We start from the raw sequence: 23,126 nt of genomic DNA on the forward strand, positions 1-23,126 counted from the left end.
CTTAAATTGTATTAACAACAGCTTCAATTTTACTTATAACAACTGGAGTTGTAGTAACTACAGCTTGAGCATTTGTTACAACAACTTAAATTCTGCTAATGAAAGCTTTTAGCGTAGCGACTTCAGCAAGCGAAAACTCTTCTAAATATATTTTTGTTAGCTTCTTCTATTTTTTTTATTGTTGCTTAATCACCTGGAACCAACAACATCCGCGCCTCAATTGCTTCCCAGGTTTGGGGTGACACCCGCACTGCTGCTTGTTTGCACTGGATGATGAGGTGATTGGCGTAGAGATAATTGCCGAATGCTTCCGCTTCTGCCTCAGATAAATCGATCATTTCTAGGGTGAGATTGAAAGCATAAAGTAAGGTTTGTTGTAGGTGTTTAGCAAATGCCAGACGCGCTTCCCTTGGCTGTTTAACATCAGGAACTTTAGCTCTCAGTGCTTCTAGACGGGCAATCAGCACAGTAAAGTTGATGTTATTGAAGATTTTTAATTTTTCTAGTTGACGAGAGTAGTTGATAGCTTCGGCGTTGGCGTAGGCGTTGGCGTAGGCGTTGGCGTAGTCTTTGGCGTTGGCTTTGTTGTAGGCTTTGGCGTAGGCGTAGGCGTTGGCGTTGGCGTAGGCGTTGGCGATGGCGTTGGCGTAGTCTTTGGCGTTGGCGTTGGCGTAGGCGTTGGCGTAGGCGTTGGCGTAGGCGTTGGCGATCGTCATCGCAACTGCACGTTTACCAACAGGTTTAAAATCCCCTGTCGATCCAACTGTTACCTGTTCTGCCCAGTTTAATAAAGCTTGCAACTTCGGGATATTAATATACTTTTGCGCTTCTTTTTCCATTAGCAACAGCAAATTATCTGCACCACCACGCATTAACCCAGCTACTAACAAAAACACCTCTTTCCAGCGCTTATCTATTAGATGTTCAGTAACTAACTTATCAACTTGGCGATGGTCATCAATATATTGTGCTGTTAAATATTCTTGTAGCGTTAGATGAGAGAAGGAAAAGACATCCTCGGCTCGTTCTACCAAAATTCCTTGTTGAATTGCGATCGCATTCAGCACTGATTCTCCATCTAAATGCTGAGGTGCATTCAGATTACTCGCTAAAAATGTTTTAATTTGTTGAACAATATCTCGTTGTGAAAAGAATAGCCTGTCAGACTCAAAACCTGTATAAGCAATTTCTGATAGTAATATCTCTTCTAATTCTGTATGCAGTCCTTGATAAATCTCTTCTCTGAGAATTCGCTTTTCCGATGCCCACTCTTCTAGCAATATCCGCAGTGCCTTCCGGTAAAGAACACTGCGATTATCTGGAAAACTTTGGGAACGGTCATAAACTAAACACAGAAATGTCAGCAATAAAGGTGTGTGCGCCAACTCTTTAGCAGCTTCATGTTCTGGTTTTTGTAGTAACTCCCAGCATTTCTCGCCTGTCTTCGCCTGCTTGTCTGCTTCACAATGAAACCAGTTATCAATAAATTGCTGAATTTGAGCATTGTCGAAATCTGCCATTGCCACATCACTAAAGCGGCGAAAAGCGCTGCGATAAGCCGCCGTGCGACAGGAGGCAATAAAACGATTTTTATCGTACTTATCAACAAAATTTTGAATTTCGCTAATTGCCTCAGTCAAATTTCTTGTTGGTACTTCATCTAACCCATCCAGCAAAATTAGTAATTTACCTGCTTCTAAAGCTTTGGCTGTAAATTTATCTGGTGATGGAAAGCCGCAAATACGAAACTCTTCAGTAATAAAAGTTTCAATATTTATATTGCTAGATGCAAACCTTTTCAATTCGATAAAAACTGGAATACAGTCGTGTTTAAATCCTCCTTTTTTACCTTGGAGCGCTTCTAGTCCCATCTTCCGCACAAATGTAGACTTTCCTGCACCAGGGCCACCAAGTACCATCAGATATTGCTTATCGTTAGCAACTTTTATTCCTTCTTGTTTGCCACAATTTTGAGGTTGAAATCTGCGGTTGTTAGCTTGGCGATATAAATTTTCTAAATTTTCAATAGATTCAAAGCTCTGAATAGCATCATCATCTAAAAACTGCACAGCTGTATAGAGCGATTCCAGCTTGACAGGTTCACGCATTCCTAATACTTTGAGAATGCCATGCCGTTCTTCGTAGTTCTTTTCATATTGCTTTGATGCAGCAAAAATTAACTTCTTGGTTTTTTCATCCAGAGTTTTACCCAATCCTACTAAAACCTGACCACCGATTTGGGCAAACATAGCGGCGACACCGCTAACGGCTGATATCGCCCAAGGTTCCATTCCTGTCATAAAATTATCAGTTAATATACTTAAAAATTAAAACAAAGTTGTATTATCAACTCTAAGTTATATTATGACAACTAGACCAAGCTTCAATTCCTGGGTTATCTGTCCCCAACCAAATCCGCAAGCAAACTTGCGTTTATTCTGCTTTGCCTACGCTGGTGGTAGCGCGGCAATTTTTCGCACTTGGCCTAATAATCTACCTAGTAATGTCGAAGTCTGTGCTGTGGAATATCCGGGACGGGGAAGGCAGATTAAGTCTGCACCCTTGACGCGATTAGAACCTCTTGTGGAAGCGATCGCTCCAGTTCTGTTACCATACTTAGACAAACCATTCGCCTTTTTCGGTCATAGTATGGGCGGATTAGTTAGCTTCGAGTTGACCCGTCTACTTCGCTTTCAGTATAATCTTGCTCCCTTTCACCTCTTCATCTCTGCTCGTCGCGCTCCGCAATTGCCACCCATAAAACCACCCCTCCACATCCTCTCAGACCATGATTTGCAAAACGAGCTACACAGTCTTAACGGTACACCTAAAGCAGTGTTAGAAAGCGAGGAACTAATGCAGATATTTCTCCCGATTTTGCGGGCAGATTTTGCAGTTCTAGAAACTTATATTTACAATCCAAAGCAGCCACTGGAGTGTCCTATTAGTGTTTTTGGTGGTTTGCAAGACCAAGACATTAGTCATGAAGCTTTGCAAGCATGGCGAGAACAGACCATCGCTGCTTTCTCATTACATGAGTTCAACGGCGACCACTTTTTCATCCATTCACACCAAGAATTATTACTTAAACTTATATATCAAGAATTGCAGATGCGTAACGGTAGCTGATATTAGTTATTAGAGAAAAAGGAGTTAGGAGTCAGAATATCGAATTTTACTGACTCTCTGAACTTCTGATGTACAATATTTCTACTTTTTATTTTTGGGTAGCGATCGCTAACTTTGCCCCTTCAACTTTACGAACCCGATCCATCACCGCTACTACTCGACCATAATCAACTTTCTCATCAGCATTAATAATCACCAACACGTCTGAGTTAGAACCAACTAAAGCACGTACTTGTTCTGTTACATCATCAACTGCAATTGGTTTCCGGTTCAGACTTACCTGTTCTTTGTCATCTACCGTAATGGTAATTCTAGTTGGAACTTGCTGTTGTTTTGCTGTGCTAGCCTTCGGTAAATTTACTGGTAACCCTTCTGAACGGGTTAAAAACAGAGTTGACATGATAAAAAATGTCAAAATTGCAAAAATCACATCAATCATCGGCACGATGTTGATCTGTAATGGAAGTTCTGGCTCATCTGGTAGACGCATAAGTTTTTTCTCCTCTTTCATAACGACGACGGTAGAGTAATTCTAACTGTCCCCCATACTCTTGAATTAAGGCAATTTGCCTTTGATACAATCCCCGGAAGGTATTGGCAAACATGAGTATGAATATAGCAACTATTAATCCTGATGCTGTTGATACCAAAGCTTCACTAATCCCGGCGGTAACATTTGTCGTTTTGCTACCTCCCACATCACCAAGATTTAGGGAAGCAAAGGAGGCTATCAATCCTAATACTGTGCCGAGAAGACCCAACAGTGGTGCCAGACTAATGATTGTCTCGAAAATGTTTTGAAAACGTTTTAACACAGGTATCTCAGCCTGGGATTCGCTTTCTAACGCCAAACGAAATTCTTCTGGATTTGGCTCTTCCAATTCTAAAGCCGCAAGAAAAATCCGTGCCAATGGTAAATCTGCGTTTTTCTGAAGTTTATCCATTGCGCCGACAACATTATCAAGACGGTAGAGATTCAAAACATCTCGCACTACACGGTTTTGACGCTGATTAATCCGTACCCAAAACCTGATCCGCTCGATGATCAGTGCCACACCCAATACCGAAAACGCCAACAGGGGCCACATGACCACACCGCCTGCTGCAAACAAATTCTGAATTCCCATGTAGTGCCTCTATAACATCATCCACAATACAAAATCAGACTACCAGAATCTAGTTCAAAGCTGAAACTTTTTCTCAATAAAATATAAAATATAATGATAACTTTTTCAAATGTAGCCATCATGATTTTTATTTAATTGTTCGTTTGCTTTGCATAAAAAAATTTAATTGGATTGAAACAAAAATTAATTTTGTTCAAATACCATGATATTGGTGGTTTTAAAAGATGTTTTTGCTAGTGAAGGGTTCCGTAAGGCGATCGCAATTAATTTTAATTTTTGACTTGATATTTGTAACCTTGCATTCTAAGATGGCTAAATTAGTGAGAATAGGTAGCAATAGCTATGAGTTTTTCTGGCATTACTGTCGAGCAACGTTCCAAAGAAGTTGAGGCTCTCAAGTCTTTTCTGACTTACAGTCTGATAGGTTCACTGGCGCTGCATATCGGCGTATTGTCATCAGGCATAGGTAATTATTTGACGAGAGTGCCTAAAGAAGAAGATGAAGCGATAGAGTTAGCGATCGTCGATTCTCCGGCTGTGGAAGCAGAAAAACCGCTTGAAAAAATTCCAGAAGAACCCAAAAAAGAACCTGAAGTTGTTCAAAAACAATCTATAGAAACTCCACAAGTACAAAAACCAGTACAAGAATTGATTGAAAGATCGACAATTCAACCAGTTCAACAACCGCAACAAACTATTCAAAACCCACAGCCAGTTCAACAACAACCACAACAAACAACTCAAAACCCACAGCCAGTAAATAGGGAAATTGCTCCCAAACCATTCGTCCCTGTGACAACTGTTGCTCCTCAGAGTGGTGGTGGTGGTGGCGGTGGCGGCTCTGGTGTTGGTTTAGGCTCAGGTAGTGGTATTGCTGTAGGTACAAGCAGCGGTACTGGCGCTGGTGGAGGAACTGGCACTGGCTCTGGTGGTGGCATTGGCAGTGGTACTGGCACTGGTGTTGGCTCAGGAATTGGCTCAGGTACTGGTAATCAAACAGAAAATCGTCCGCCAGTAGCAACAGCGCCAACAGCACCAACACCTCCAAAAATTAACAGTTCAGGTAATGGTAATGGTCGTGCAGCCTGCCGCGAATGTAATGCCAAATATCCAGAAGCTGCAAGGCAGCGAGGAGTTGAAGGCAGAGTAGAAGTAGCTGTCGATACTGATGCACAAGGCAATGTTACCAATGTTCGGGTTGCTCGCTCCAGTGGAAACCGCGATTTGGATGAAGAAACTGTAAGACAGGCGCGTGACTGGAAATTAAAACCCGCAGAAGGTGGTAGACAAGGGGTATCAATAGCCACTGAATTTGCCATACAAGGTTCACGGCGATCGCGCCAAGTTCAAGAACGGAAAAGACAAAGAGAAGCACAAGAGAGAACCCAACAGACAACGGCTGCTAACTCCACAAATTCCACAGAAGAAGCTCCAAAACGTAGACGCAGAGAGTTGACACCACCTTCATCTAATGAAGTTAGAGCTACAAGACCAGCAATATCTGGATTTAGTAGACGATTGGAACCTCAAACAGCGGAAAGTACTCCTACCAACTCATCATCTGGAGCTAGCACAACTCGCACTCAAGGAACTGCTAGAGAGTCTTTACGCCGCATCCGGCGTGAGCAAACAGCTAACGATTCATCACAAAAGCCACAACCAACCGCAAATAGGCGGCGGCGAAGAGATAACGCTAACCAGAATAAATTGCGGGACTCGTTGCGCCGTTTACGCCAACAACCTCAATCGCAACCTACTGCACCGCCTGCTACAAGTCAGGAGTAGAGATGTAAAAGTATTACGTCTCTAGAAGGATGTAGAATTTCCTGATTTTTTGTCAGTATTTCAACAGGTACGGTTATTGCGTAGGCGTAGCCCGTCGTAGACATCGCACATTGCTATAAAACCGAACCTGCTGAACTTGAAGGTTGATTTAGTCTAATAACTAGGAAGCTTGAGATTGAGCTTTGTGCAATTTAAGATTGCTTAACAACCCATTTTATCAGCTGTTCGCAAGCTAAGAAGCTTGAGATTGAGCCTCCTAAGACAAAATAGTTCATCTTAGAGGTGATAGTTATGCCACTGGTGCGTTGGAACCCATTCCGGGATAGTGAACGTTTAGAACCATTTCGGGATACTGAATCTTGGGAACCATTCCGAGAAATCGACACCTTGCAGAGGCAAATGAATCGTTTATTTGACAGATTGATGCCAACTACTAATGGTGGTGAGAGGTCTGGATTTATATTTAGTCCTGCTGCTGAACTAGAAGAAACTGATGATGCAATTCGCTTGAGACTAGAAGTACCTGGTCTAGAAGCAAAAGATATCAATGTAGAAGCAACTCCCGAATCAATTTCGATTACCGGTGAGCGTAAAACTGAAACCAAGAGTGAAGAAAACGGTATTACTCGGTCTGAGTTCCGTTATGGGAAATTTCAGAGGGTAATCCCCTTACCTTCCCAAATTCAAAATGACAAAGTGCAAGCTGAGTACAAAAATGGTATTCTCCAGTTAACTTTGCCGAAAGCGGAATCAGAAAAACACAAAGCCGTCAAAGTCAATCTTGGTTAATTCAATTCAACATTCGGGAGTCTTGGACTTTCTCTGATATTTTGATTAGCGATGAGAACCGCCTTCTTAAAAACGGGAGGTGGTTCTTCTTTATACATAAATTGTTTTGCTACTCCTAACCCATCTACTATGGGGAAGAGGGCTTAAAAGTGGTCTACTTTATATAATTGGCAATTATACACACTGGTAATAACTTGATTTTTCCATCAATAAAAGTAGAAGCGAATAATCTTGCACTCCCCTATGCTCAATTTCCCTGATGAGGTCGATGAAAATCGTTTCTACATCCAGATGAATCAAAATCAGGGACTGAAGGATACTCTGGTAAGATTTAATTCACAGTCTATTCAAGCACCTCCAAAAGGTCTTTAAGAAACTATTGTCGAAGTGTAATCTTATCCAGCCAAACTAGTTTATGCTTGCCTTTTCTTGGCAAGATTATTCTGATATGTGCTTTTCAATTTACAACACTGGCATGATTGAGAGAGATTGTGCTTTAGTTAAAGACTACCCATTTGTATCGAAAGTGCATCACATCAGGCAACAGCAGCTAGTTATAGGCAGTGGGAATTGTATTCACAATCAAGCATCATAGAAATGGTGGTAGTTTTTCCTCATCATCAACTATATGCTGAGATGATAGTCAATGGCTAACTCTCAAGTTGCTCATCTGTACTTTATGTTCAATGTCAAATTCACTGATTTGAATAAAACTTCTACATAAACACACACTGATGCAGTTTGATTTGCTTGAATAGCTATATTGATAGGACGTTGATCCGAAGGCAATTCACAATCCTGATTATGGCAAGTAAATTCATTGATGTTAGAGAATACACTGTCAGGGCGCACAAAAGACAGATTCATACTCGTGTTTTCCAGTTTGTCTGTAAAGAGTGTAACGATCTGACAAAACGCGAGACGTTCGGGCCTCGACCTTTATATTGTGAAAGATGTCGCCCTCCCCAAGCGCCGAAGAAATCCCAACCAACATCTCACAAAGCAAAACCCAGACCAATGTCTTACAAAAGTGACATCGATTTAAATTGATTGAAGCCTTATGACTCAAAATGGACAATTAGAACCACCTCCGGGCACTTTTCTTTCACCACTGTTGGAATTACGAGACTATTATGCTCGCCTCACGGAAGAGTATGAACGCCTTTTTGTGCAGGCGCGATCGCAACTCGATCATGTAGAAGCGTTGTTGTCTAACTGGTCTTTTTCTGACCCCAACAAGCAAATATCAAGACTGGCGGCGGCTGATGAAACCTCAAATGTTTCCCCAGAAGGCTCTCTGCGGTTTTTATCACCTCTTGATGACATCAACGAAATCAACTTAGTGGAGTCTCTACAGTCAGAACCCACAGACTCGGATAAGGTTGAGATCGACAATTCCTTTTCTGCTGTTGTTGATACAAAAGAGAGAAAACTTCCAACTACATCGCCAGATGCAAAGATAGCCTCAGAGAACAACGATAGTTCAACGAAGGTGGCAGAAATTCCCATGCTACCCCAGTACAATCACGCTATCTCCCGAATGGAAGCCATTAAACAGCTATTGCAAGAGCAGATAGGCACTGTCTGTCATATCGATTTCATCGTGCGATCGCTTTATGGAGAGTTAGATTCCAATTTATTCAAAGTAGTTAAAGGTAGGGTTCAATCTTCCCTCACCCAAGGTAGAGAAAGGAATTACTGGGTAACTATTCCCGATGAGCCAGGTTGTTATACTCTGGATTTAAATTTGGTAGCCCCAAGTAAACGCAATGGTGCTTCTAGAAACAAAAATAAGAAGCCTTTTGTACCCCCGCCAAAAGCAGTACCGATGCTCAAAGCCTTTGAGGGTCAATTTTTAATTGATGCTCTCACCTCTCTGTTTGAAGAAAATCCAGGTAAAGTTTTCAGTGTTGCTGAAGTCATTGCCGGAATTTATGGAGAACTAGATTCTCAGCAAATTAGAGAGATCAAAAATAAGGTGTTGAATGAATTATCTAGAGGTTATCGGACAGGCAGATTCTCTAGGGTTCCTAACGAAATTGGCTTCTATACTTGGGACTCCAATCTGATATCGAAGGCTCGTTAAATGGGCATGGGGCATGGGGCATGGGGCATTGGGAAGAATTTACTCCCTTATCTCCCCCATCTCCCTCATCTACCCCATCTCCCTATCCCAAAACTATCCCAAAAACAGCTTGTATGCGGGATTCTTGTTTTCATCCCAATAGCGATAGCCCAAGTTATCGAGAAAAGCTTGCCACTCTTCCATCTCGTGAGGAGGAACTTGGATACCAACTACAATTCGTCCGTAGTCTGCACCGTTGTTACGGTAGTGAAAAAGACTAATATTCCAGGCTGGACTCATAGAAGTCACAAATTTCATCAATGCGCCGGGACGTTCGGGAAACTCAAAACGGTAGAGTAATTCATTTTGAGCCAGGGGAGAGTGCCCACCCACCATGTGCCGCAGATGTAATTTAGTTAGTTCGTCGTCTGTTAAATCAAGAGTTTCAAATCCTTGAGCTTCAAAGGTTTCTACCATCTTTGCAGCATCAGCACGGTTTTGAATTTGCACACCTACAAAAATATGGGCTGTTTTTTCATCAGCAATGCGATAATTAAACTCAGTAAGATTACGGTTGCCAATACATTCACAAAACTGGCGAATACTTCCCCGTTCTTCAGGAATTGTGACTGCAAAGATTGCTTCCCGACGTTCGCCTAACTGGGCCCGTTCTGCCACGAATCGGAGACGATCAAAATTCATGTTTGCACCACAGGCTACGGCAATTAAGGTTTGTCCCTCAATTTGTTCTCGTTCTGCGTAGGCTTTGGCAGCTGCGATCGCTAATGCACCGGCTGGCTCTAAAATTGATCGCGTATCCTCAAACACGTCTTTAATCGCAGCACAAGTATCATCAGTATCCACCAAAATGATTTCATCTACATACTGCTGACATAAACGGAAGGTTTCTTCACCTACTTCTCGCACCGCCACACCATCAGCAAATAACCCCACTTGAGACAAACGCACCCGATGCCCGGCTTTGAGCGATTGAGACATCGCATCAGCATCTACTGGTTCAACTCCAATAATCTTGATTTCAGGACGCAATCGTTTTACATAAGCCCCAATCCCAGAAATCAATCCACCACCTCCAATTGCAACAAAAATTGCATGGATGGGTTGCTGATATTGCCGTAAAATTTCCATCCCAATGGTTCCCTGTCCAGCAATTACATGAGGATCGTCAAAGGGATGAATAAAGGTCAAACCTTTTTCCACTTCTAATTCACGGGCATAGCTATAAGCATCGTCGTAGGTGTTTCCATGTAACACGACTGCTCCGCCCCTCATTCTCACTGCGTCCACCTTGACTTGAGGTGTGGTTATTGGCATGACGATAATTGCTTTGGTTCCCAAACGATTGGCTGCAAGGGCGACTCCTTGAGCATGGTTGCCCGCAGACGCTGCAATTACACCCTGTGCCAAGATATCTGGTGGTAGTTGCACCATTTTGTTATAAGCACCCCGCAGTTTAAAGGAAAATACTGACTGCATATCCTCACGCTTCAACAGGAGTTGATTATTCAACCGCGCAGACAAATTTGGTGCATACTCCAGTGGTGTTTCCTGGGCAACATCATATACACGGGCAGTCAGAATTTGGATAAGGTAGTCGCAATACATGGGTGTCAAGGTGTTAGCAAATGCTGGATGAAAACTAATTTTACGTTACAAGCGATCGCACTGGTTTTATTTAATTGCACTCTCTTGAAATTTTGAGTGAATAAAATTTAAAAACTACTATAGGACTTATATTTGATTCTTGAAAAAATTCAGTATAGCTCAAAGAGCCTTTTTGACTATTGACTATTGCCTGTTGCCTGCCTACGAACCAGAAATCAAATCAGATTGCAATAATCCTTTTGGAAGATAAATAAGTATCAGTAATTGAATTTTTTTGTGACTTAAAATTTAGTGCGATCGCTGGTAGGTTCATTTTAAAAGAGTTTCACCAATTGTCCGAGTATTTAGCTGAACGGATAACTAAAATGTTGCTTATGAACATAAGTTTTCAATTTATGATAAAGTATCCATAGAAGATTAAATTCGGCTGTGTAGTTTGTTTTTATATATACTTGTATTACAGACCTCTCCGCATCTAAATCTCTGCACCCTCTGATTCTGGAGATATTGTATGTCAATTTACGTTGGTAATCTATCTTATGAGGTTAAAGAAGAGGACCTCCGCCACGTTTTTGCAGAATACGGAACGGTAAAAAATGTTCAATTGCCTATCGACCGAGAAACAGGTCGGATGAGAGGTTTCGGCTTTGTAGAAATGGAATCAGACGCACAAGAAACAGCAGCAATTGAAGCCCTTGATAATGCTGAGTGGATGGGTAGGAGCTTAAAAGTGAATAAAGCTAAACCCAAGACTGATGGAGGTTCCTCTGGCGGTAGAAGGGGTGGTGATGGTGGTTCCTCTCGCCGTTATTAAGGTCTAAAGCTAAGAATTTAGCTCTAAAGAAAGTCTTGAAGGCAGACAAGGCCGTCTGCCTTTTTTGTGCTTCTGTTGATTTTTGTTAGCCTAGCTTTCCGTAGGTATCGTTTTTGTAACAGGTGTAGCAGCCATGAACCCAGAAGCTAAACATATTGTTAGCGAACTAAGGCATAAGTTCTACTCTAACTTCGCTGCTTCTATGAATATGCCGGTGATCGTAACTGGTACATCTTATAGTAGTAATTCCCCGATCGCATCTTGGATGGATCGTAGGGAAAGACTGAACTATATAAATGTATATGCTTATACCGCACCTGATGAATTTGTCCCATTCCGTCCGTTCATTCTTCGGCTGGCTATAAACAAGAGCGCTGGGAGAGTAGCGACGTTTAGAAAAGGACAAGTCTGCCGAGGTCTTAATTTGATGTGGGACTTTGAATTAACTGTGCTACCAAAAGAAATCTTAGACTTTCTTCCCTGGATAGTTAATTTAGTAGAGGCTCATGACAAAGGTTCGTCCTTATTGCTACAATCACCACCTCATTCATTTGAATTAGAAGTGCCAGAGGTTGGGTTTTTTAATAACGCTTGGACTCAGAAAGCTAGGCTTCTTGCTAATTCGACAATATCTTAATGCTTAGTGCTTAAGGTGCTAGTTAAAAGCAACTAAAAATATATATTATCTAATACAAAAGTAGCAAACCTACTTTGGTGAATGTCTAAAATATTTGTCAATTTTTAAAACAAAATAGGCAAGGTTGCACGAGTGCTAGAAGATTCTCCTCATTTACCAGCTAATCATGCTACTCGTGCGTTAATGCCTGATAATTAATAAGGCAATCTACAGAGAGCAAACATGCAGACTCTCCAAAAACTCTCCCTCCCAAGCATGGGCTGCGGAACTTGGGCCTGGGGCAACCAACTGCTTTGGGGATATGACGAAAGTATGGATGACCATTTGCAAGCGGTGTTTAACCTTTGTGTAAACAACGGTGTGACTTTATTTGATACGGGTGATTCTTACGGAACTGGGAGATTGAATGGTCGAAGTGAGTTACTGCTGGGACGATTCAACCGAGAATATCTAGGTTCAAACAAAGAAAATATTTGTATTGCGACTAAGCTGGCTGCTTACCCGTGGAGATGGACACGGCAATCAATGGTAAAGGCTTGCAAGTCATCTGCCCAACGCCTGGGAAAAAACGTAGATTTAGTACAGATGCATTGGTCAACAGCGAATTATGCCCCTTGGCAAGAGGTAGGGCTGTTAGATGGTCTTGCCGATTTATATGAGCAAGGACTAGTTAAGGGAGTAGGACTGTCCAATTATGGGCCTAAACAGCTTAAGCAAGTGCAGAAAAAGTTTGCTGAACGAGGTGTTCCTATTACTACTCTGCAAGTTCAATACTCTTTGTTGTCTACATATCCTGTCACCCAATTGGGGCTTAAAGACCTTTGTGATGAGTTGGGAATTAAACTGATTGCCTATAGCCCTCTAGCTTTGGGACTACTGACAGGAAAATACTCTGAGCAAGGCCCTTTGCCAAAAGGCATCCGAGGTCTGCTGTTTAGGCAGATATTACCAGGAATGCGTAGACGCGGAGCGGCTTCTGCTGGCAGTTCGCTTTTGGGATGTTTGCGAGAGGTAGCACAAGCTAGAAACAAAACCATGTCACAGGTAGCAATTAATTGGTGCATCTGTAAAGGAACCATTCCCATCCCTGGAGCAAAGAGCGTAGAACAGGCAAGAGAGAATATTGGTGCTTTAAGTTGGCAATTAAACGTCAGCGAGATTGCAGAGTTAGATAAGGCGGCGGCGAATGTAGGCAAGAAAATGGTACAAAATATATTTCAAACTAAGTGAAATTTCTACATTACTTAATTTAAAATTGCAAAAACCTGGTTTAAGCCAGAAAATAAAAATACTTGATTTTATATTAATCCAGACATAAATTCCTTAATTATGTCTAATGAAATAGTAATACTAATTACTATTTTTAGATTATAATACAGTACTATTTTAGCAAGTATATTATCAAGAATAGCTTTTATATAAACTAGATATATATAGCGGTTCTCAGTTGAGTGCAATACAGACCTAACCTCCAGCCCCTTCCCTACTAGTGTTGGGGAGTAAGATTCAAAGCCTCTCTTCTTTTAGGATAAAGGTCAAACTGTATTGCACCCAAACGAGAACCGCTATAATTCAATACGCTTGGGTTAAGCGCCACTTGTACAAAACCGTGGGTTTTGAGACGCGATAAATCGCCGTCTCTACAAGTGTTTAGGTATTATCTGAACTGTATTGCTCTAGAATTAAAATCCGGTAGAATATATTTTTAGATAACATTTTTTAAAGACTTAAATCAATTAGTTATGTCCTAAAGTTTGCTCTGAGGAACTTGATTTTTAAAGTGTACTAAGAAAGAATGAATATTGAGTCTAACATCTTGTAGACACTCTTGGTGATAACTTAACCTTATCCAATGTCCACAGTCCGCGAAAGCGGACTTTTTTATGCAAACTAAAGTTGTAATAGATTATTTAAGTAAATAAACAATGAGTACTAAGTATTTCAACTTTTATGATGGCGAAAGTGATTAAGGAGGGTTAAAGGAGAATAGAATGAGAGGATAATTACTGATTTGTCTTTACAAGAGTAGTAAACTCTTGCAAAGCTTTCTGATACTTTTTTTCAGCTACCCAGAATAAATCATTATGATTTGCCTCTTCAACCCACAAATAAAGCTTTGGCGATATTGCAGCATTAAACAACTTTTCTCCATGAGCAAAAGGAATGACATCATCTGCTTTTCCATGAATCACTAGTATCGGACATTTCACTTTTTTGATATTGTCCAGATTGGGAAATTTGTCAAAAGGTAAAATCCGAAAAGGTACTATTACTTGAAAAGCGGAAATAAACGAACTTTCAATAAGTAAACCAGCTATCGGTTTTCGCATTGCTAAGTTTACCGCAGAACCGCCGCCAACCGAACGCCCCAAAACTATAATTCTTTCAGGTGGTATTTTTAAATTTTGGGTCAAATAATTGTAAGCGCTATTAATATCTTCGTATGCGTGATTTTCTGTCGCCTTTTCTTGACTCGTACCATAACCACGATAATCATAAGCAAAGACACTAAAACCCCATGCGTGTAATTTTTCTAGGATCTCTTTGATATCTCCTAAATCTTCGGAATTACCATGAACATAAAGAATAGTATAATTAGCTTGATTGTTTAATAAGTATGTAGCTGAGATATTTGTATTTTCCCCACTTTTTAACTTAATAATTTTTGGATTATCCTGATAACTAGAAGGACGAGGCAGAAAAATCATACTATCTACCCGTAAATATATATATCCAGCAAAAAATATATAAATAAATATGAAAGATTTAAGCAGTCTTTGCCAAGTAAAATCACCAATTAGCAATTTTATAAGTTGCTGTTTTTCCATTAGTTTTTATTTTTATTTCCCTTCATTCCAACCATCAATGATTTGTTTATAGAACTTACGCAAAACCACACGCTGTAGGGGCAATACTTTACGAGTTCTCCAACAGAGTACCCGCAGAGTATAGCCCCTATCTAAAAACCCAATAAAGACTATTTTGATTTTCGTGCCGATTTGGGCGGTGTTCGGTGTGCGCCAAAGTACTTCTCACTGCGATAGCGCAACCACACCCGCAACACTTGCGGAATCTGATCTTTTTGTTCCTTACTCAATGTATTGTAAAGGGCTAATGCGCGATCGCGTTCACCTCGACAAGCAGCGTTATTGTGAGCATCCCAATAGCTGCGGGCTACCCGAATCCGCCGACACACTTCCTTAATCAGTTCTTCTCCTGTGAGTGGAGCGTCCTGCTTTGCCATACTCAGATGCGATAAATTTCTAATGCCATCGTAGCGAGTCAGACTCATTCTCACAATTACAACCTAAACAAGTCAAACCCGCAAATCGGTTTCACTAGACTTTAGACACAGACAGCAAAACTAATTCAGCAATCTAATTCTGTAAAAACATAAATTTGTTCACTCCTAAGTATGGTGATTATTTGTATTTTTTCATCTTTAAAAGAGATTAATGCTCGGTAGGATCATTTATGCGTATTTATCATCTTAATTGCGGTTGTATGTGCCCAATTGGTGGGGCACTCTTCGACGGTTTTAGCCGTGGGCTAACAGCCTGTCTCGTCTGTCACTGTCTGCTGATTGAGACAAATCAGGGACTCGTTCTCATAGATACAGGCTTCGGTCAGCGCGATATGAAAGCGCCATTATCAAGACTCAGCCCCTTCTTCATGAATTTGAATCGTATCAAGTTTGAAGAAAAATACACGGCGGTTGCGGCTATTGAACAGCTTGGTTTAAACCCGCGCGATGTCCGCCACATAGTACTTACTCACCTCGATTTTGACCATGCAGGCGGGTTGGAAGATTTTCCCGAAGCAACCGTGCATGTAATGCTCAGTGAAATTGAAGCAGCGCGGGAACGGCAGGGCTTTGTCTCATCGCAACGTTACCGTCCTGGCCAGTGGGATGAAGTAAAAAATTGGAAGTATTATTCGGCTGGCGGTGAACCTTGGTTTGGCTTTGAGGCTGTACGTAATCTCGAAGGACTACCGCCCGAAATTCTCCTGATACCGCTCGTTGGTCACACACTGGGTCATGCAGGTGTCGCTATTGAGACATCCGAAGGCTGGCTTTTACACGCAGGCGATGCTTACTTTTACCGACAAGAAATCGGCTCTCCTAAACGAGTTTGCACACCTGGTTTGCGTGCCTACCAATGGTTTATGGAGGTAGACCGCAAGGCTCGACTTTCTAATCAAGATAAGTTGCGTGCATTATCGCTCGACCACAGTAGTGAAGTGCGCCTCTTTTGTAGCCATGATGCGATTGAGTTCAAAACCTTCTCTGACCAAGATAATTTGTAATTGCAGGAAGACAATTCGCGCTCAACAGCTTTTAATTAGCTCAAAAACTCGACGCATCTCAACAGAATTATAGGGTTTTCAAGGTTCGGCTGAGATGCGTCAATGTACTTAACAAATAAAATAACTTACTTAAGATTGCCTAGGTTATAATATTTTCTCAAGTTGATTTCAATAAACAATTAAGCATATTGCTTTCTCATTTCAGTAGATTTAGCAAGCAAAAAGCCATATTGCTTTCTCAAAATGCTTGATTGCTTTTTCATTACGGTAGATTCAACAAGCAAAAAGACATATTCCTTTCTCAAAAGCTCCACGAATAAATACGGAGGCTTGAATAATTAGCTTGAGCATTCTTCTTTTGAGAATCCCTATGGACTTAGGCTTAATCAAAAATTATTCTGATTGATTATTATTCATTACTGATGCCATAACACTTGTGAACAGGTCATGAGTGTTACAACATGGTACTTGTTTGGGAATACTTTTATAGGAATGATAAAGAAGGCGATCGCACTAACACTTTCAATTCAAATGTACTACATCACCTTGCAATCACTCCTATTTTACAAAAAAGACGTATCAATAATCACTAATCTACCAGGAGTAAGCAAGATGGGATTTACTGAAGATATTGTCAAGCTGTCTGAACAAGTGCGTAAGCGATTTGACCAAGTTGTTGGCGAAGAAGCTACTAAGATGGCGTTGATTGTTCCTTTTCTGAGCGCTCTTGGCTATGATGTCTATGATCCTAGCGAAGTCATGCCAGAATATGTAGCAGATTTTGCTACTAGAAGAGCGGGACAGTTTGAAAAAGTAGATTACGCCTTAGCTATTAATGGTACTAAAGTTATGCTCGTAGAGGCAAAAGCCCGTGGTCAAAAAGCTGAGGCACATGATGGGCAATTGAGCAAATATTTTAATGCACTTTTGACAACAAAAGTAGCTATCGTCACTAACGGTATTGAATACCGTTTCTTTACAGACTTGCGTGATAAAAATGTCATGGATAAGGAGCCATTTTTTACTTTTAATATCCTTGAATATGATTCCAAAGATATTGATAACCTCAAATTCTTTCACCGTGATAATTTTGATATCATAGCTATTACCAGCCATGCTGAAGAAATGGTTTATGTAAAAGGCATGACTCAGCTTGTAGGAAATCTTTTACGTTCTCCTTCTGAAGAATTTATTCGTTTCTTGGTATCTGAATTGCGTTCCTCTGACCGCAGGTATGAATTTCAAGGTAAGATTAATGCTAGGATAATTGAAAAATTCAAGGTAATTGTTAAAAAGTCGATTCAAGGAAGTTTACTAGACTTAATGACAAGCTCCCTTAGCCGAGAAATGTCTCAACCTGTCCAAGTTGAAGTAGAAGCAGAAATTGAAGAAGAGGAACAACCCCAAGACCCTCAAGAATCAAGAATAGTAACCACTGCTGAAGAAATTGAAGCTTTTGAAAAAATTAAAGCAATTACGCAAACTTCAAAGACTTACAGTTTTGAACTCAAATACAGAGATACTACCTCTTATTGTGGTATCAATCTTGGCAAAAGTACTTGGTGGTTCTGAGACTATATCTGTCTTCGCAGAAAAAAAGTTTTATTACTCGGTTAAGCGTAGATGAAGTAAAGTCTCTAGCTTCAAACTTTGAAGTGCAGGAAGTATCAGCTTCTCTGGGGGATGCCGCATCAAAAGTAATTATTTCTTCTGCCAGCGATTTCGATAAGCTGACATTACTGATTCTCAGATGTTATGAGGTAGAAGCAGCCAAGCATCAAGCATTCACCCCAGATGTAATCAGAATGGAAAAATCAGCTTAACTCAAGGTATCTAATACAAAACTCCACCTACCCAACCATTTTTTGCTGTTTCCCATTCTGAGTGTTGAATATTTGTAGACAAAGGCAGATTGGGAATAACAGCATACTCAAAAGACAAAGTTATTAAACTAGTAGTGTACCAAGGTAACTTTGCTAAGTAAAACCTCTAATTGGTAAAATAGCCAAAAACGGGGTGTAACATGGCAAAAAAGTACATTGTTGACTTGAATGAAGATGAAGTTTCCCAACTGCAATCGATAATTAAGAAAGGTAAGCATAAGGCAAGAACCATAAGCCGTGCAAACATTCTTTTGATGGCTTCCGAAGGAGAAACGGATCAAGCGATCGCTAGCATAGTTAGAGCGCATGTTGCAACAGTGCAACGAATACGAGAAAAATTTGTCATTGGAGGGTTAGATTTTGCTTTAAAGGATGAAGTTCATCCACCAAAACATAAAAAATTAGATGAAAAGCAAGAAGCATTTTTGATTGCAACAGCTTGTTCTAATCCGCCAGAAGGAAGAGTGCGTTGGACAATGCAATTATTAGCAGATCATTTAGTGAACGTTGGTATCATAGATTCAATCTCAGATGAAACAGTACGTCAAACTTTAAAAAAAATGAAATTAAGCCTTGGTTGAAAGAACAATGGTGTATTCCTGAAGTTAACGCAGAATATGTTTTCCGAATGGAAGATGTGCTGGATTTATACAATGAGCCTTATGATCCTAAACGCCCTGTAGTCTGCTTTGATGAACGTCCATACCAATTAGTAGAAGAAGTAAGACTTCCTTTGCCACCACAGCCAGAGCAACCTGAACGTTATGATTTTGAGTATAACGTAACGGGACAGTAAATTATTCGCATGTTTTCAACCCTTGGCTGGATGGCGGCATATCGAAGTACCAGAACGTCGAACTAAAGCCGATTTTGGCTAAACAAATGAAAAATTTAGTAGATGTTTCCTACCGAGATGCCGATGTTATTCGTTTAGTAGTTGATAACTTGAATATTCATACACCCAATGCATTATATGAAGTTTTTCCACCAGAAGAAGCACGTCGAATTATTCAAAAGTTAGAGTTTCACTATACTCCTAAACACGCTTCTTGGTGAGCCAGTGCGTTGGGCGGGTTCCCCGACTTGAAGCAACTGGCGAACCCGAAGGGCTGAATCAGGTAGAAATCGAATTATCTGTTTTATCTCGCCAATGTTTAGAACGGCGTATTCCTAATGCAGAAACATTAACTTCTGAGATTGCCGCTTGGGAGAAAAAACGTAATCAGCAAAAAGCTAGTGTTTATTGGGGTTTTCAAACCAAAGATGCTCGCCGAAAAATGGAGCGTTTATATCCAAATTTAACATAGCAAAGTTAGCTTGGCAGACTACTAGTTGTCTCTCATAGAAGCCTTTAGTCGCTTGGGGGGAGGACATCTGTAAAGCCTTCTCTAGCCTACCAATCAACATACCTCTGGTAGTAGCTTTATCATCGAAGTGTACTATATTAGCCCATCCATCTAGCTCTAAATCAGCCCCATAAACCGCCTCAAACACTTGCCAGAATGCGAAGGATTTTTCCCTAGAGTTTTGAATAAACTGCCTAGCTTTCTTTCGCATATATTCAGCATTGTTACCTGCCTTTGGGTCACTGAATCGAGACTTATCGCCACCTAAAACAACCGGAGCAGCAAAGAAGTCTATGTGTCTTAGGTCATCTAAAAAGCGCTTCTCTTTGGCATCATCATTATCATCATCAAAGCTTGACTGAATATTTGTATCTGCGTTATTATTAAAGAAAGCCATTATTTGAATCCTTGGGCACTAAGCCCGGTTTTGTTTACTGTGAATATCGAACTTTAGGCAACTAGCTACGAACTAGTTGCCTATTTGGTTTCTGTGGGTTGTACTGGGAACCCTAAAGCCACTAACCTGATATATTCTGACTGCGAGTACCCAGCGATCGCTGCAAGCTGTTTAATCCTTAATACTTCCTGTTCAGTAGCACGGAAGTTAACCTTTGCTGTCCTAGTCATTTCTGTAATCCCCGTTGACCTTACTACTAATAAAATGTCAGGTCTGGATATCAACGGTAGAATCAGGGTTATAGCCTCTGGGTATTCCTGAGTTACCCTATGAAACCTTAAGAAAATCTAAAGATAATGAAATATTCCTATGATTCTAGGGGGGATAAGGGTACAACAGAGTACGCCTATAACTACTTTTGCAGAGATAGGCGGGGGTAGTTGAGATAACTTAGAAAGTCCCTAGAGGATATCCAGCGTGTTCGGCTAAGATTTTTACCTTTTTCTGTAGCTGATAAACCTGATCCTGAAGCTCTCTGATATCGTTCTGGGCTTGTTCTTGATCTTCTAATGACATTCCTGAACTTCCCCTAAGTATATCAAGTATTAACTGATGCTTGCTAATGCCCTTTTCCTGTAACTGTGCCTTAAGCTGTGAATCCAGGTCGTCAGGCAATCTCAGGGTCATATTAGCCATCGTGATGTATGTCTTATTTCTTAGCTGGTGATGTATTAATGATACCATAGTTAGTATCCTGGTGTCATTAGTAACTGACACATTATGCTATAAACTGGCACACACGGTTAACCCTTTTACAATCATTCTGGTATTTCTGTCTGACCTAAACTACCTGAGTCAGCCCTAAGCATCCTCAGGATAACTAGTAACGAATATGGCTGCCTTAAGTAACAGTGTTATCATAGTGACTGCAAGTACTTAATAACTATTTATGATAACCAAGATAATCTCTGGGCTGCTAGGGGTGTCCATAGTGCTGTCCAGTTCCTCTGTGCTAGCCAGGAATATCCTAATGGGAGTAACTAAAGATGGGGCTAAACTGTACGCTTTGACTAACTACCCACCTAACTCTGAGGATGATGGTATGGAGGGTTGGACATCCTTCACTTATGCCATAGAGGATGCCAAGGGCTACAGAGAAGTAAAAGCCTACACATCTTTCTGCAATGGTGGTAAGCTTCTGTCTCAGCCAGTTAAGGGTACTAAGGATACCTGAAAGCTCCCGGTTGGCATTCTGAAACACCTAGCGGCTCTGTAAGTGTGATAGCCGACAGTCAAGCTAGCCTAGACCTACTTAAATCAGTCTGCTACTTGGCGTATAACCAATATAGATAAATCAGTAACCAAAGAACCCCCCCAAAACGTTCTGAGGGTTCAGTCATTAGTCATCAGTTGTAACCTTTAGTCCTTGTGTGCATTCAGGTAGTCTGTTTTGGCTGATAAAGTACCGGACTTGGGCGGCCATAGAGAGTCCATTAATCGCTGAAAGGGCTTGTAGTTGGTGGTAAAGTTCATCATTTAGGGTGATAAGTAATCTTTTGGTTTTCATCAGCAATTCTCATTATGAGAATGGTTATCAATATGTTAAGAGCGAAACTAACCGATGAAGCCTGGGAGACGTTGAGAATTCTGCTGAATGATAAATTTGAACTAGGAGTGGCTACTTCAAACAGATTTTTAGACACAATGAACTACCAAGTAATACATGGCAATTCAAGCTAATTCCATGTATTACACGGAGTTGTAAGTATTCTCAAAAAGTAAGATGAATTTTCAGCTTGTGTTGGGATGAAATTCTAATTCCAGTCCGTGGATCATAAAGTTAAGCAGACTTTCCCAACTATCAAAATAAAGATAACGAGTTAAGGCGCGTAAATCATCAAAGAAGGTCTTGCGTGTTGGTAAATGCTGGCGGATAAATTGGTATTTCTCATCTATAATGTCAAGTAGAGTATGAAACAGAAATGCAAGGATATTAAAGGTTGCTAATAGGGAGGATAAATGCGTTTTCCCATGTCCGAAATTATGTTCTAAGTTGTAACCTTTGGTTTTAAGAGTGTTATTATTTTCGTTTTCTATTTTCCATCTGCTGCGACCATCTGACACAATCGCCTCAACATTAATATCTGTGATTCGATGATTTGTCGCAAAGGTATTTTTGTAGATTATAGTCCCATCAGAGCGAGTAATGGCCAATTCACACCAGTTTACTAATAAAGCATCCTCGCTATTCCGTAAAGGAATTTGGTTGACATAACGGTAGGTATAAATCTCATAGACTTTGCCCTTCCAATGTTTGACACTAAATGTATCAAGGGGCATTCCTTCTAACCATTCATAAAGTGTTTTATGGGATTTAGACCGACACACTAGAATGAAATTTAGTTTTTCTTGTAGTAATAATTCACATAAAGGTTGATGGCAATAAAGATCATCTCCTAAAATGGTAATACCAAGAGATGCGTACTGTTTGGCATATTTCTGAATCCAACGTTTTGCTGCCGCATTCTCACAATCCTGCTTTTGATATCCGTCTTGAGGGACAACAAACTCTGGTATTAACGGGATTACTTGAGAATTACTAGGACAAACAATTACTGGTGTCACCACAGTATGAAAATACTGAGTTGTTCCGTTTTTAAAAGTTCTGCTCGAACAGTGTTCACAGTGAATTTCATTGGAGCAAAAATATTCTGTTCCATCTAGAGCTATCAGCAAATTATTTTTAAAAGAACGAAATTTTGATAAGTGTTTACCATTCTCTAATGCTTTGAAAATCTTGGTAAACACCGGAAACACAACGGTTGGTTCTATCTCATCAAGTAAATCTCGGATATGGTTATCGCTTGGAATTTGGTGTACCCCAAACAAGCTTTGAGCATTATTATGTCCCTTACTATGTGCCATTGACCTTTGATGGGCAAGAAAAGAAGGACTCTGAGTAAAAAATATGGAGAATGCGCTTAATGCTGCATCACTCATTTGATAGCGTTTGTTTTTGCCTGTTCGCTTATCAGGTAAATCTTTCAGGATTGACTGAAAGTATTGTACTATTTCGTCAAAAATTCCTGGCTGATTCAAAAAAGCTCCTGCGTTCGCGAGTATTGAGATACAAAAACCATACCTTTAACTGAAAATTTTGCATAGATGCTAATGATAGTTATAATCATTCTCATGATGAGAATTGCTGGGTTTTCATAGC

Annotated in this window: 23 protein-coding genes and 1 pseudogene; 13 read left to right on the forward strand and 11 right to left on the reverse strand. The window is 40.5% G+C overall.

Annotated features, from left to right (window positions below):
• Positions 1 to 185: 185 nt before the first annotated feature.
• Positions 186 to 2,300 carry an NACHT domain-containing protein gene (locus tag NPUN_RS03960; RefSeq protein ID WP_012407549.1) on the reverse strand — a complete coding sequence of 705 codons (2,115 nt, stop codon included), beginning with the start codon at positions 2,298 to 2,300 and terminating at the stop codon, positions 186 to 188.
• Between the two features lie 64 nt (positions 2,301 to 2,364).
• Between NPUN_RS03960 and NPUN_RS03965 the strand changes: the two genes are divergently transcribed.
• The gene (locus NPUN_RS03965; protein ID WP_012407550.1) at positions 2,365 to 3,129 is read left to right on the forward strand and encodes a thioesterase II family protein; all 765 of its coding nucleotides are present in this window, start codon (positions 2,365 to 2,367) and stop codon (positions 3,127 to 3,129) included.
• An 88-nt stretch (positions 3,130 to 3,217) separates the two neighbouring features.
• Here NPUN_RS03965 and NPUN_RS03970 read toward each other — a convergent pair whose 3' ends face one another.
• Both NPUN_RS03970 and NPUN_RS03975 read right to left on the reverse strand, forming a co-directional pair.
• A complete protein-coding gene (locus tag NPUN_RS03970) occupies positions 3,218 to 3,619 on the reverse strand; it encodes an ExbD/TolR family protein (RefSeq protein WP_012407551.1) in 402 nt (133 codons plus the stop codon).
• Complete coding sequence (locus tag NPUN_RS03975; RefSeq protein WP_012407552.1) at positions 3,603 to 4,256, reverse strand: MotA/TolQ/ExbB proton channel family protein; 654 nt, start codon at positions 4,254 to 4,256, stop codon at positions 3,603 to 3,605. The genes NPUN_RS03970 and NPUN_RS03975 overlap by 17 nt, the downstream gene beginning before the upstream one ends.
• A 342-nt stretch (positions 4,257 to 4,598) precedes the next feature.
• On the opposite strand from NPUN_RS03975, the gene NPUN_RS03980 reads away from it, so the two are divergent.
• From NPUN_RS03980 to NPUN_RS03990, 4 genes are all read left to right on the forward strand, one after another.
• Positions 4,599 to 6,041 (forward strand): energy transducer TonB, encoded by a 1,443-nt coding sequence (locus tag NPUN_RS03980; protein WP_012407553.1) that lies wholly within the window; start codon positions 4,599 to 4,601, stop codon positions 6,039 to 6,041.
• A gap of 291 nt (positions 6,042 to 6,332) precedes the next feature.
• Entirely contained in the window at positions 6,333 to 6,830 is a 498-nt protein-coding gene (locus NPUN_RS03985; protein ID WP_012407554.1) for an Hsp20/alpha crystallin family protein, read from the forward strand.
• Positions 6,831 to 7,634: 804 nt separating this feature from the next.
• Positions 7,635 to 7,880 (forward strand): hypothetical protein, encoded by a 246-nt coding sequence (locus tag NPUN_RS42965; RefSeq protein ID WP_083782318.1) that lies wholly within the window; start codon positions 7,635 to 7,637, stop codon positions 7,878 to 7,880.
• A gap of 10 nt (positions 7,881 to 7,890) precedes the next feature.
• Entirely contained in the window at positions 7,891 to 8,916 is a 1,026-nt protein-coding gene (locus NPUN_RS03990; protein WP_012407555.1) for a hypothetical protein, read from the forward strand.
• Between the two features lie 93 nt (positions 8,917 to 9,009).
• Here NPUN_RS03990 and ilvA read toward each other — a convergent pair whose 3' ends face one another.
• The gene (gene ilvA / locus NPUN_RS03995; protein ID WP_012407556.1) at positions 9,010 to 10,521 is read right to left on the reverse strand and encodes a threonine ammonia-lyase, biosynthetic; all 1,512 of its coding nucleotides are present in this window, start codon (positions 10,519 to 10,521) and stop codon (positions 9,010 to 9,012) included.
• Between the two features lie 511 nt (positions 10,522 to 11,032).
• Between ilvA and NPUN_RS04000 the strand changes: the two genes are divergently transcribed.
• The 3 genes from NPUN_RS04000 (at position 11,033) to NPUN_RS04010 (ending at position 13,202) form a co-directional block, all read left to right on the forward strand.
• Complete coding sequence (locus NPUN_RS04000; protein ID WP_012407557.1) at positions 11,033 to 11,335, forward strand: RNA recognition motif domain-containing protein; 303 nt, start codon at positions 11,033 to 11,035, stop codon at positions 11,333 to 11,335.
• Between the two features lie 133 nt (positions 11,336 to 11,468).
• Complete coding sequence (locus NPUN_RS04005) at positions 11,469 to 11,972, forward strand: hypothetical protein (protein WP_012407558.1); 504 nt, start codon at positions 11,469 to 11,471, stop codon at positions 11,970 to 11,972.
• A 222-nt stretch (positions 11,973 to 12,194) separates the two neighbouring features.
• Entirely contained in the window at positions 12,195 to 13,202 is a 1,008-nt protein-coding gene (locus tag NPUN_RS04010) for an aldo/keto reductase (RefSeq protein WP_041565176.1), read from the forward strand.
• 773 nt (positions 13,203 to 13,975) lie between these two features.
• Here the strand turns inward: NPUN_RS04010 and NPUN_RS04015 are convergent.
• Both NPUN_RS04015 and NPUN_RS04020 read right to left on the reverse strand, forming a co-directional pair.
• On the reverse strand, positions 13,976 to 14,800 hold the full coding sequence (locus tag NPUN_RS04015) for an alpha/beta hydrolase (protein WP_041565177.1): 825 nt from the start codon (positions 14,798 to 14,800) through the stop codon (positions 13,976 to 13,978).
• A 149-nt stretch (positions 14,801 to 14,949) separates the two neighbouring features.
• Positions 14,950 to 15,216: an SAM-dependent methyltransferase gene (locus NPUN_RS04020; RefSeq protein ID WP_041565178.1), complete on the reverse strand. Its 267-nt coding sequence runs from the start codon at positions 15,214 to 15,216 to the stop codon at positions 14,950 to 14,952.
• 260 nt (positions 15,217 to 15,476) lie between these two features.
• Between NPUN_RS04020 and NPUN_RS04025 the strand changes: the two genes are divergently transcribed.
• The 4 genes and pseudogenes from NPUN_RS04025 (at position 15,477) to NPUN_RS38560 (ending at position 19,470) form a co-directional block, all read left to right on the forward strand.
• Positions 15,477 to 16,280, forward strand: a complete 804-nt coding sequence (locus tag NPUN_RS04025) for an MBL fold metallo-hydrolase (RefSeq protein WP_234711042.1) — start codon at positions 15,477 to 15,479, stop codon at positions 16,278 to 16,280.
• Positions 16,281 to 16,892: 612 nt separating this feature from the next.
• Positions 16,893 to 17,852 (forward strand): type I restriction endonuclease, encoded by a 960-nt coding sequence (locus tag NPUN_RS04030; RefSeq protein WP_234711043.1) that lies wholly within the window; start codon positions 16,893 to 16,895, stop codon positions 17,850 to 17,852.
• Complete coding sequence (locus NPUN_RS42970; protein WP_234711044.1) at positions 17,843 to 18,103, forward strand: hypothetical protein; 261 nt, start codon at positions 17,843 to 17,845, stop codon at positions 18,101 to 18,103. Before NPUN_RS04030 ends, NPUN_RS42970 begins: the two co-directional genes overlap by 10 nt.
• A gap of 200 nt (positions 18,104 to 18,303) precedes the next feature.
• Positions 18,304 to 19,470: pseudogene (locus NPUN_RS38560) on the forward strand (IS630 family transposase).
• Here the strand turns inward: NPUN_RS38560 and NPUN_RS04045 are convergent.
• From NPUN_RS04045 to NPUN_RS04050, 3 genes are all read right to left on the reverse strand, one after another.
• Positions 19,397 to 19,906, reverse strand: coding sequence for a hypothetical protein (locus NPUN_RS04045; protein ID WP_041565179.1), 510 nt, complete (start codon positions 19,904 to 19,906; stop codon positions 19,397 to 19,399). The pseudogene NPUN_RS38560 and the gene NPUN_RS04045 sit on opposite strands and share 74 nt — an antisense overlap.
• A gap of 80 nt (positions 19,907 to 19,986) precedes the next feature.
• Positions 19,987 to 20,136 (reverse strand): plasmid mobilization protein, encoded by a 150-nt coding sequence (locus tag NPUN_RS41540; RefSeq protein WP_167315570.1) that lies wholly within the window; start codon positions 20,134 to 20,136, stop codon positions 19,987 to 19,989.
• A gap of 220 nt (positions 20,137 to 20,356) precedes the next feature.
• Complete coding sequence (locus NPUN_RS04050; RefSeq protein ID WP_148220242.1) at positions 20,357 to 20,650, reverse strand: ribbon-helix-helix domain-containing protein; 294 nt, start codon at positions 20,648 to 20,650, stop codon at positions 20,357 to 20,359.
• A gap of 286 nt (positions 20,651 to 20,936) precedes the next feature.
• Here NPUN_RS04050 and NPUN_RS04055 point away from each other — a divergent pair, with 286 nt between their 5' ends.
• On the forward strand, positions 20,937 to 21,140 hold the full coding sequence (locus NPUN_RS04055; RefSeq protein WP_041565181.1) for a hypothetical protein: 204 nt from the start codon (positions 20,937 to 20,939) through the stop codon (positions 21,138 to 21,140).
• A gap of 165 nt (positions 21,141 to 21,305) precedes the next feature.
• On the opposite strand, the gene NPUN_RS41545 is transcribed toward NPUN_RS04055, so the two are convergent.
• Positions 21,306 to 21,473: a hypothetical protein gene (locus NPUN_RS41545; RefSeq protein ID WP_167315571.1), complete on the reverse strand. Its 168-nt coding sequence runs from the start codon at positions 21,471 to 21,473 to the stop codon at positions 21,306 to 21,308.
• Positions 21,474 to 21,697: 224 nt separating this feature from the next.
• A complete protein-coding gene (locus tag NPUN_RS04060; protein WP_083782459.1) occupies positions 21,698 to 22,978 on the reverse strand; it encodes an ISNCY family transposase in 1,281 nt (426 codons plus the stop codon).
• Positions 22,979 to 23,126 lie beyond the last annotated feature (148 nt).

The organism is Nostoc punctiforme PCC 73102, assembly GCF_000020025.1.
Taxonomy (GTDB): Bacteria; Cyanobacteriota; Cyanobacteriia; order Cyanobacteriales; family Nostocaceae; genus Nostoc; species Nostoc punctiforme.

Bases quoted from the DNA above. Each gene is read 5' to 3' on its own strand.
- NPUN_RS03960 (WP_012407549.1), bottom strand. From the start codon at position 2,300: ATGACAGGAATGGAACCTTGGGCGATATCAGCCGTTAGCGGTGTCGCC.
- NPUN_RS03965 (WP_012407550.1), top strand. From the start codon at position 2,365: ATGACAACTAGACCAAGCTTCAATTCCTGGGTTATCTGTCCCCAACCA.
- NPUN_RS03970 (WP_012407551.1), bottom strand. From the start codon at position 3,619: ATGCGTCTACCAGATGAGCCAGAACTTCCATTACAGATCAACATCGTG.
- NPUN_RS03975 (WP_012407552.1), bottom strand. From the start codon at position 4,256: ATGGGAATTCAGAATTTGTTTGCAGCAGGCGGTGTGGTCATGTGGCCC.
- NPUN_RS03980 (WP_012407553.1), top strand. From the start codon at position 4,599: ATGAGTTTTTCTGGCATTACTGTCGAGCAACGTTCCAAAGAAGTTGAG.
- NPUN_RS03985 (WP_012407554.1), top strand. From the start codon at position 6,333: ATGCCACTGGTGCGTTGGAACCCATTCCGGGATAGTGAACGTTTAGAA.
- NPUN_RS42965 (WP_083782318.1), top strand. From the start codon at position 7,635: ATGGCAAGTAAATTCATTGATGTTAGAGAATACACTGTCAGGGCGCAC.
- NPUN_RS03990 (WP_012407555.1), top strand. From the start codon at position 7,891: ATGACTCAAAATGGACAATTAGAACCACCTCCGGGCACTTTTCTTTCA.
- ilvA (WP_012407556.1), bottom strand. From the start codon at position 10,521: ATGTATTGCGACTACCTTATCCAAATTCTGACTGCCCGTGTATATGAT.
- NPUN_RS04000 (WP_012407557.1), top strand. From the start codon at position 11,033: ATGTCAATTTACGTTGGTAATCTATCTTATGAGGTTAAAGAAGAGGAC.
- NPUN_RS04005 (WP_012407558.1), top strand. From the start codon at position 11,469: ATGAACCCAGAAGCTAAACATATTGTTAGCGAACTAAGGCATAAGTTC.
- NPUN_RS04010 (WP_041565176.1), top strand. From the start codon at position 12,195: ATGCAGACTCTCCAAAAACTCTCCCTCCCAAGCATGGGCTGCGGAACT.
- NPUN_RS04015 (WP_041565177.1), bottom strand. From the start codon at position 14,800: ATGGAAAAACAGCAACTTATAAAATTGCTAATTGGTGATTTTACTTGG.
- NPUN_RS04020 (WP_041565178.1), bottom strand. From the start codon at position 15,216: ATGGCAAAGCAGGACGCTCCACTCACAGGAGAAGAACTGATTAAGGAA.
- NPUN_RS04025 (WP_234711042.1), top strand. From the start codon at position 15,477: ATGTGCCCAATTGGTGGGGCACTCTTCGACGGTTTTAGCCGTGGGCTA.
- NPUN_RS04030 (WP_234711043.1), top strand. From the start codon at position 16,893: ATGGGATTTACTGAAGATATTGTCAAGCTGTCTGAACAAGTGCGTAAG.
- NPUN_RS04045 (WP_041565179.1), bottom strand. From the start codon at position 19,906: ATGGCTTTCTTTAATAATAACGCAGATACAAATATTCAGTCAAGCTTT.
- NPUN_RS41540 (WP_167315570.1), bottom strand. From the start codon at position 20,136: ATGACTAGGACAGCAAAGGTTAACTTCCGTGCTACTGAACAGGAAGTA.
- NPUN_RS04050 (WP_148220242.1), bottom strand. From the start codon at position 20,650: ATGGTATCATTAATACATCACCAGCTAAGAAATAAGACATACATCACG.
- NPUN_RS04055 (WP_041565181.1), top strand. From the start codon at position 20,937: ATGGGAGTAACTAAAGATGGGGCTAAACTGTACGCTTTGACTAACTAC.
- NPUN_RS41545 (WP_167315571.1), bottom strand. From the start codon at position 21,473: ATGAAAACCAAAAGATTACTTATCACCCTAAATGATGAACTTTACCAC.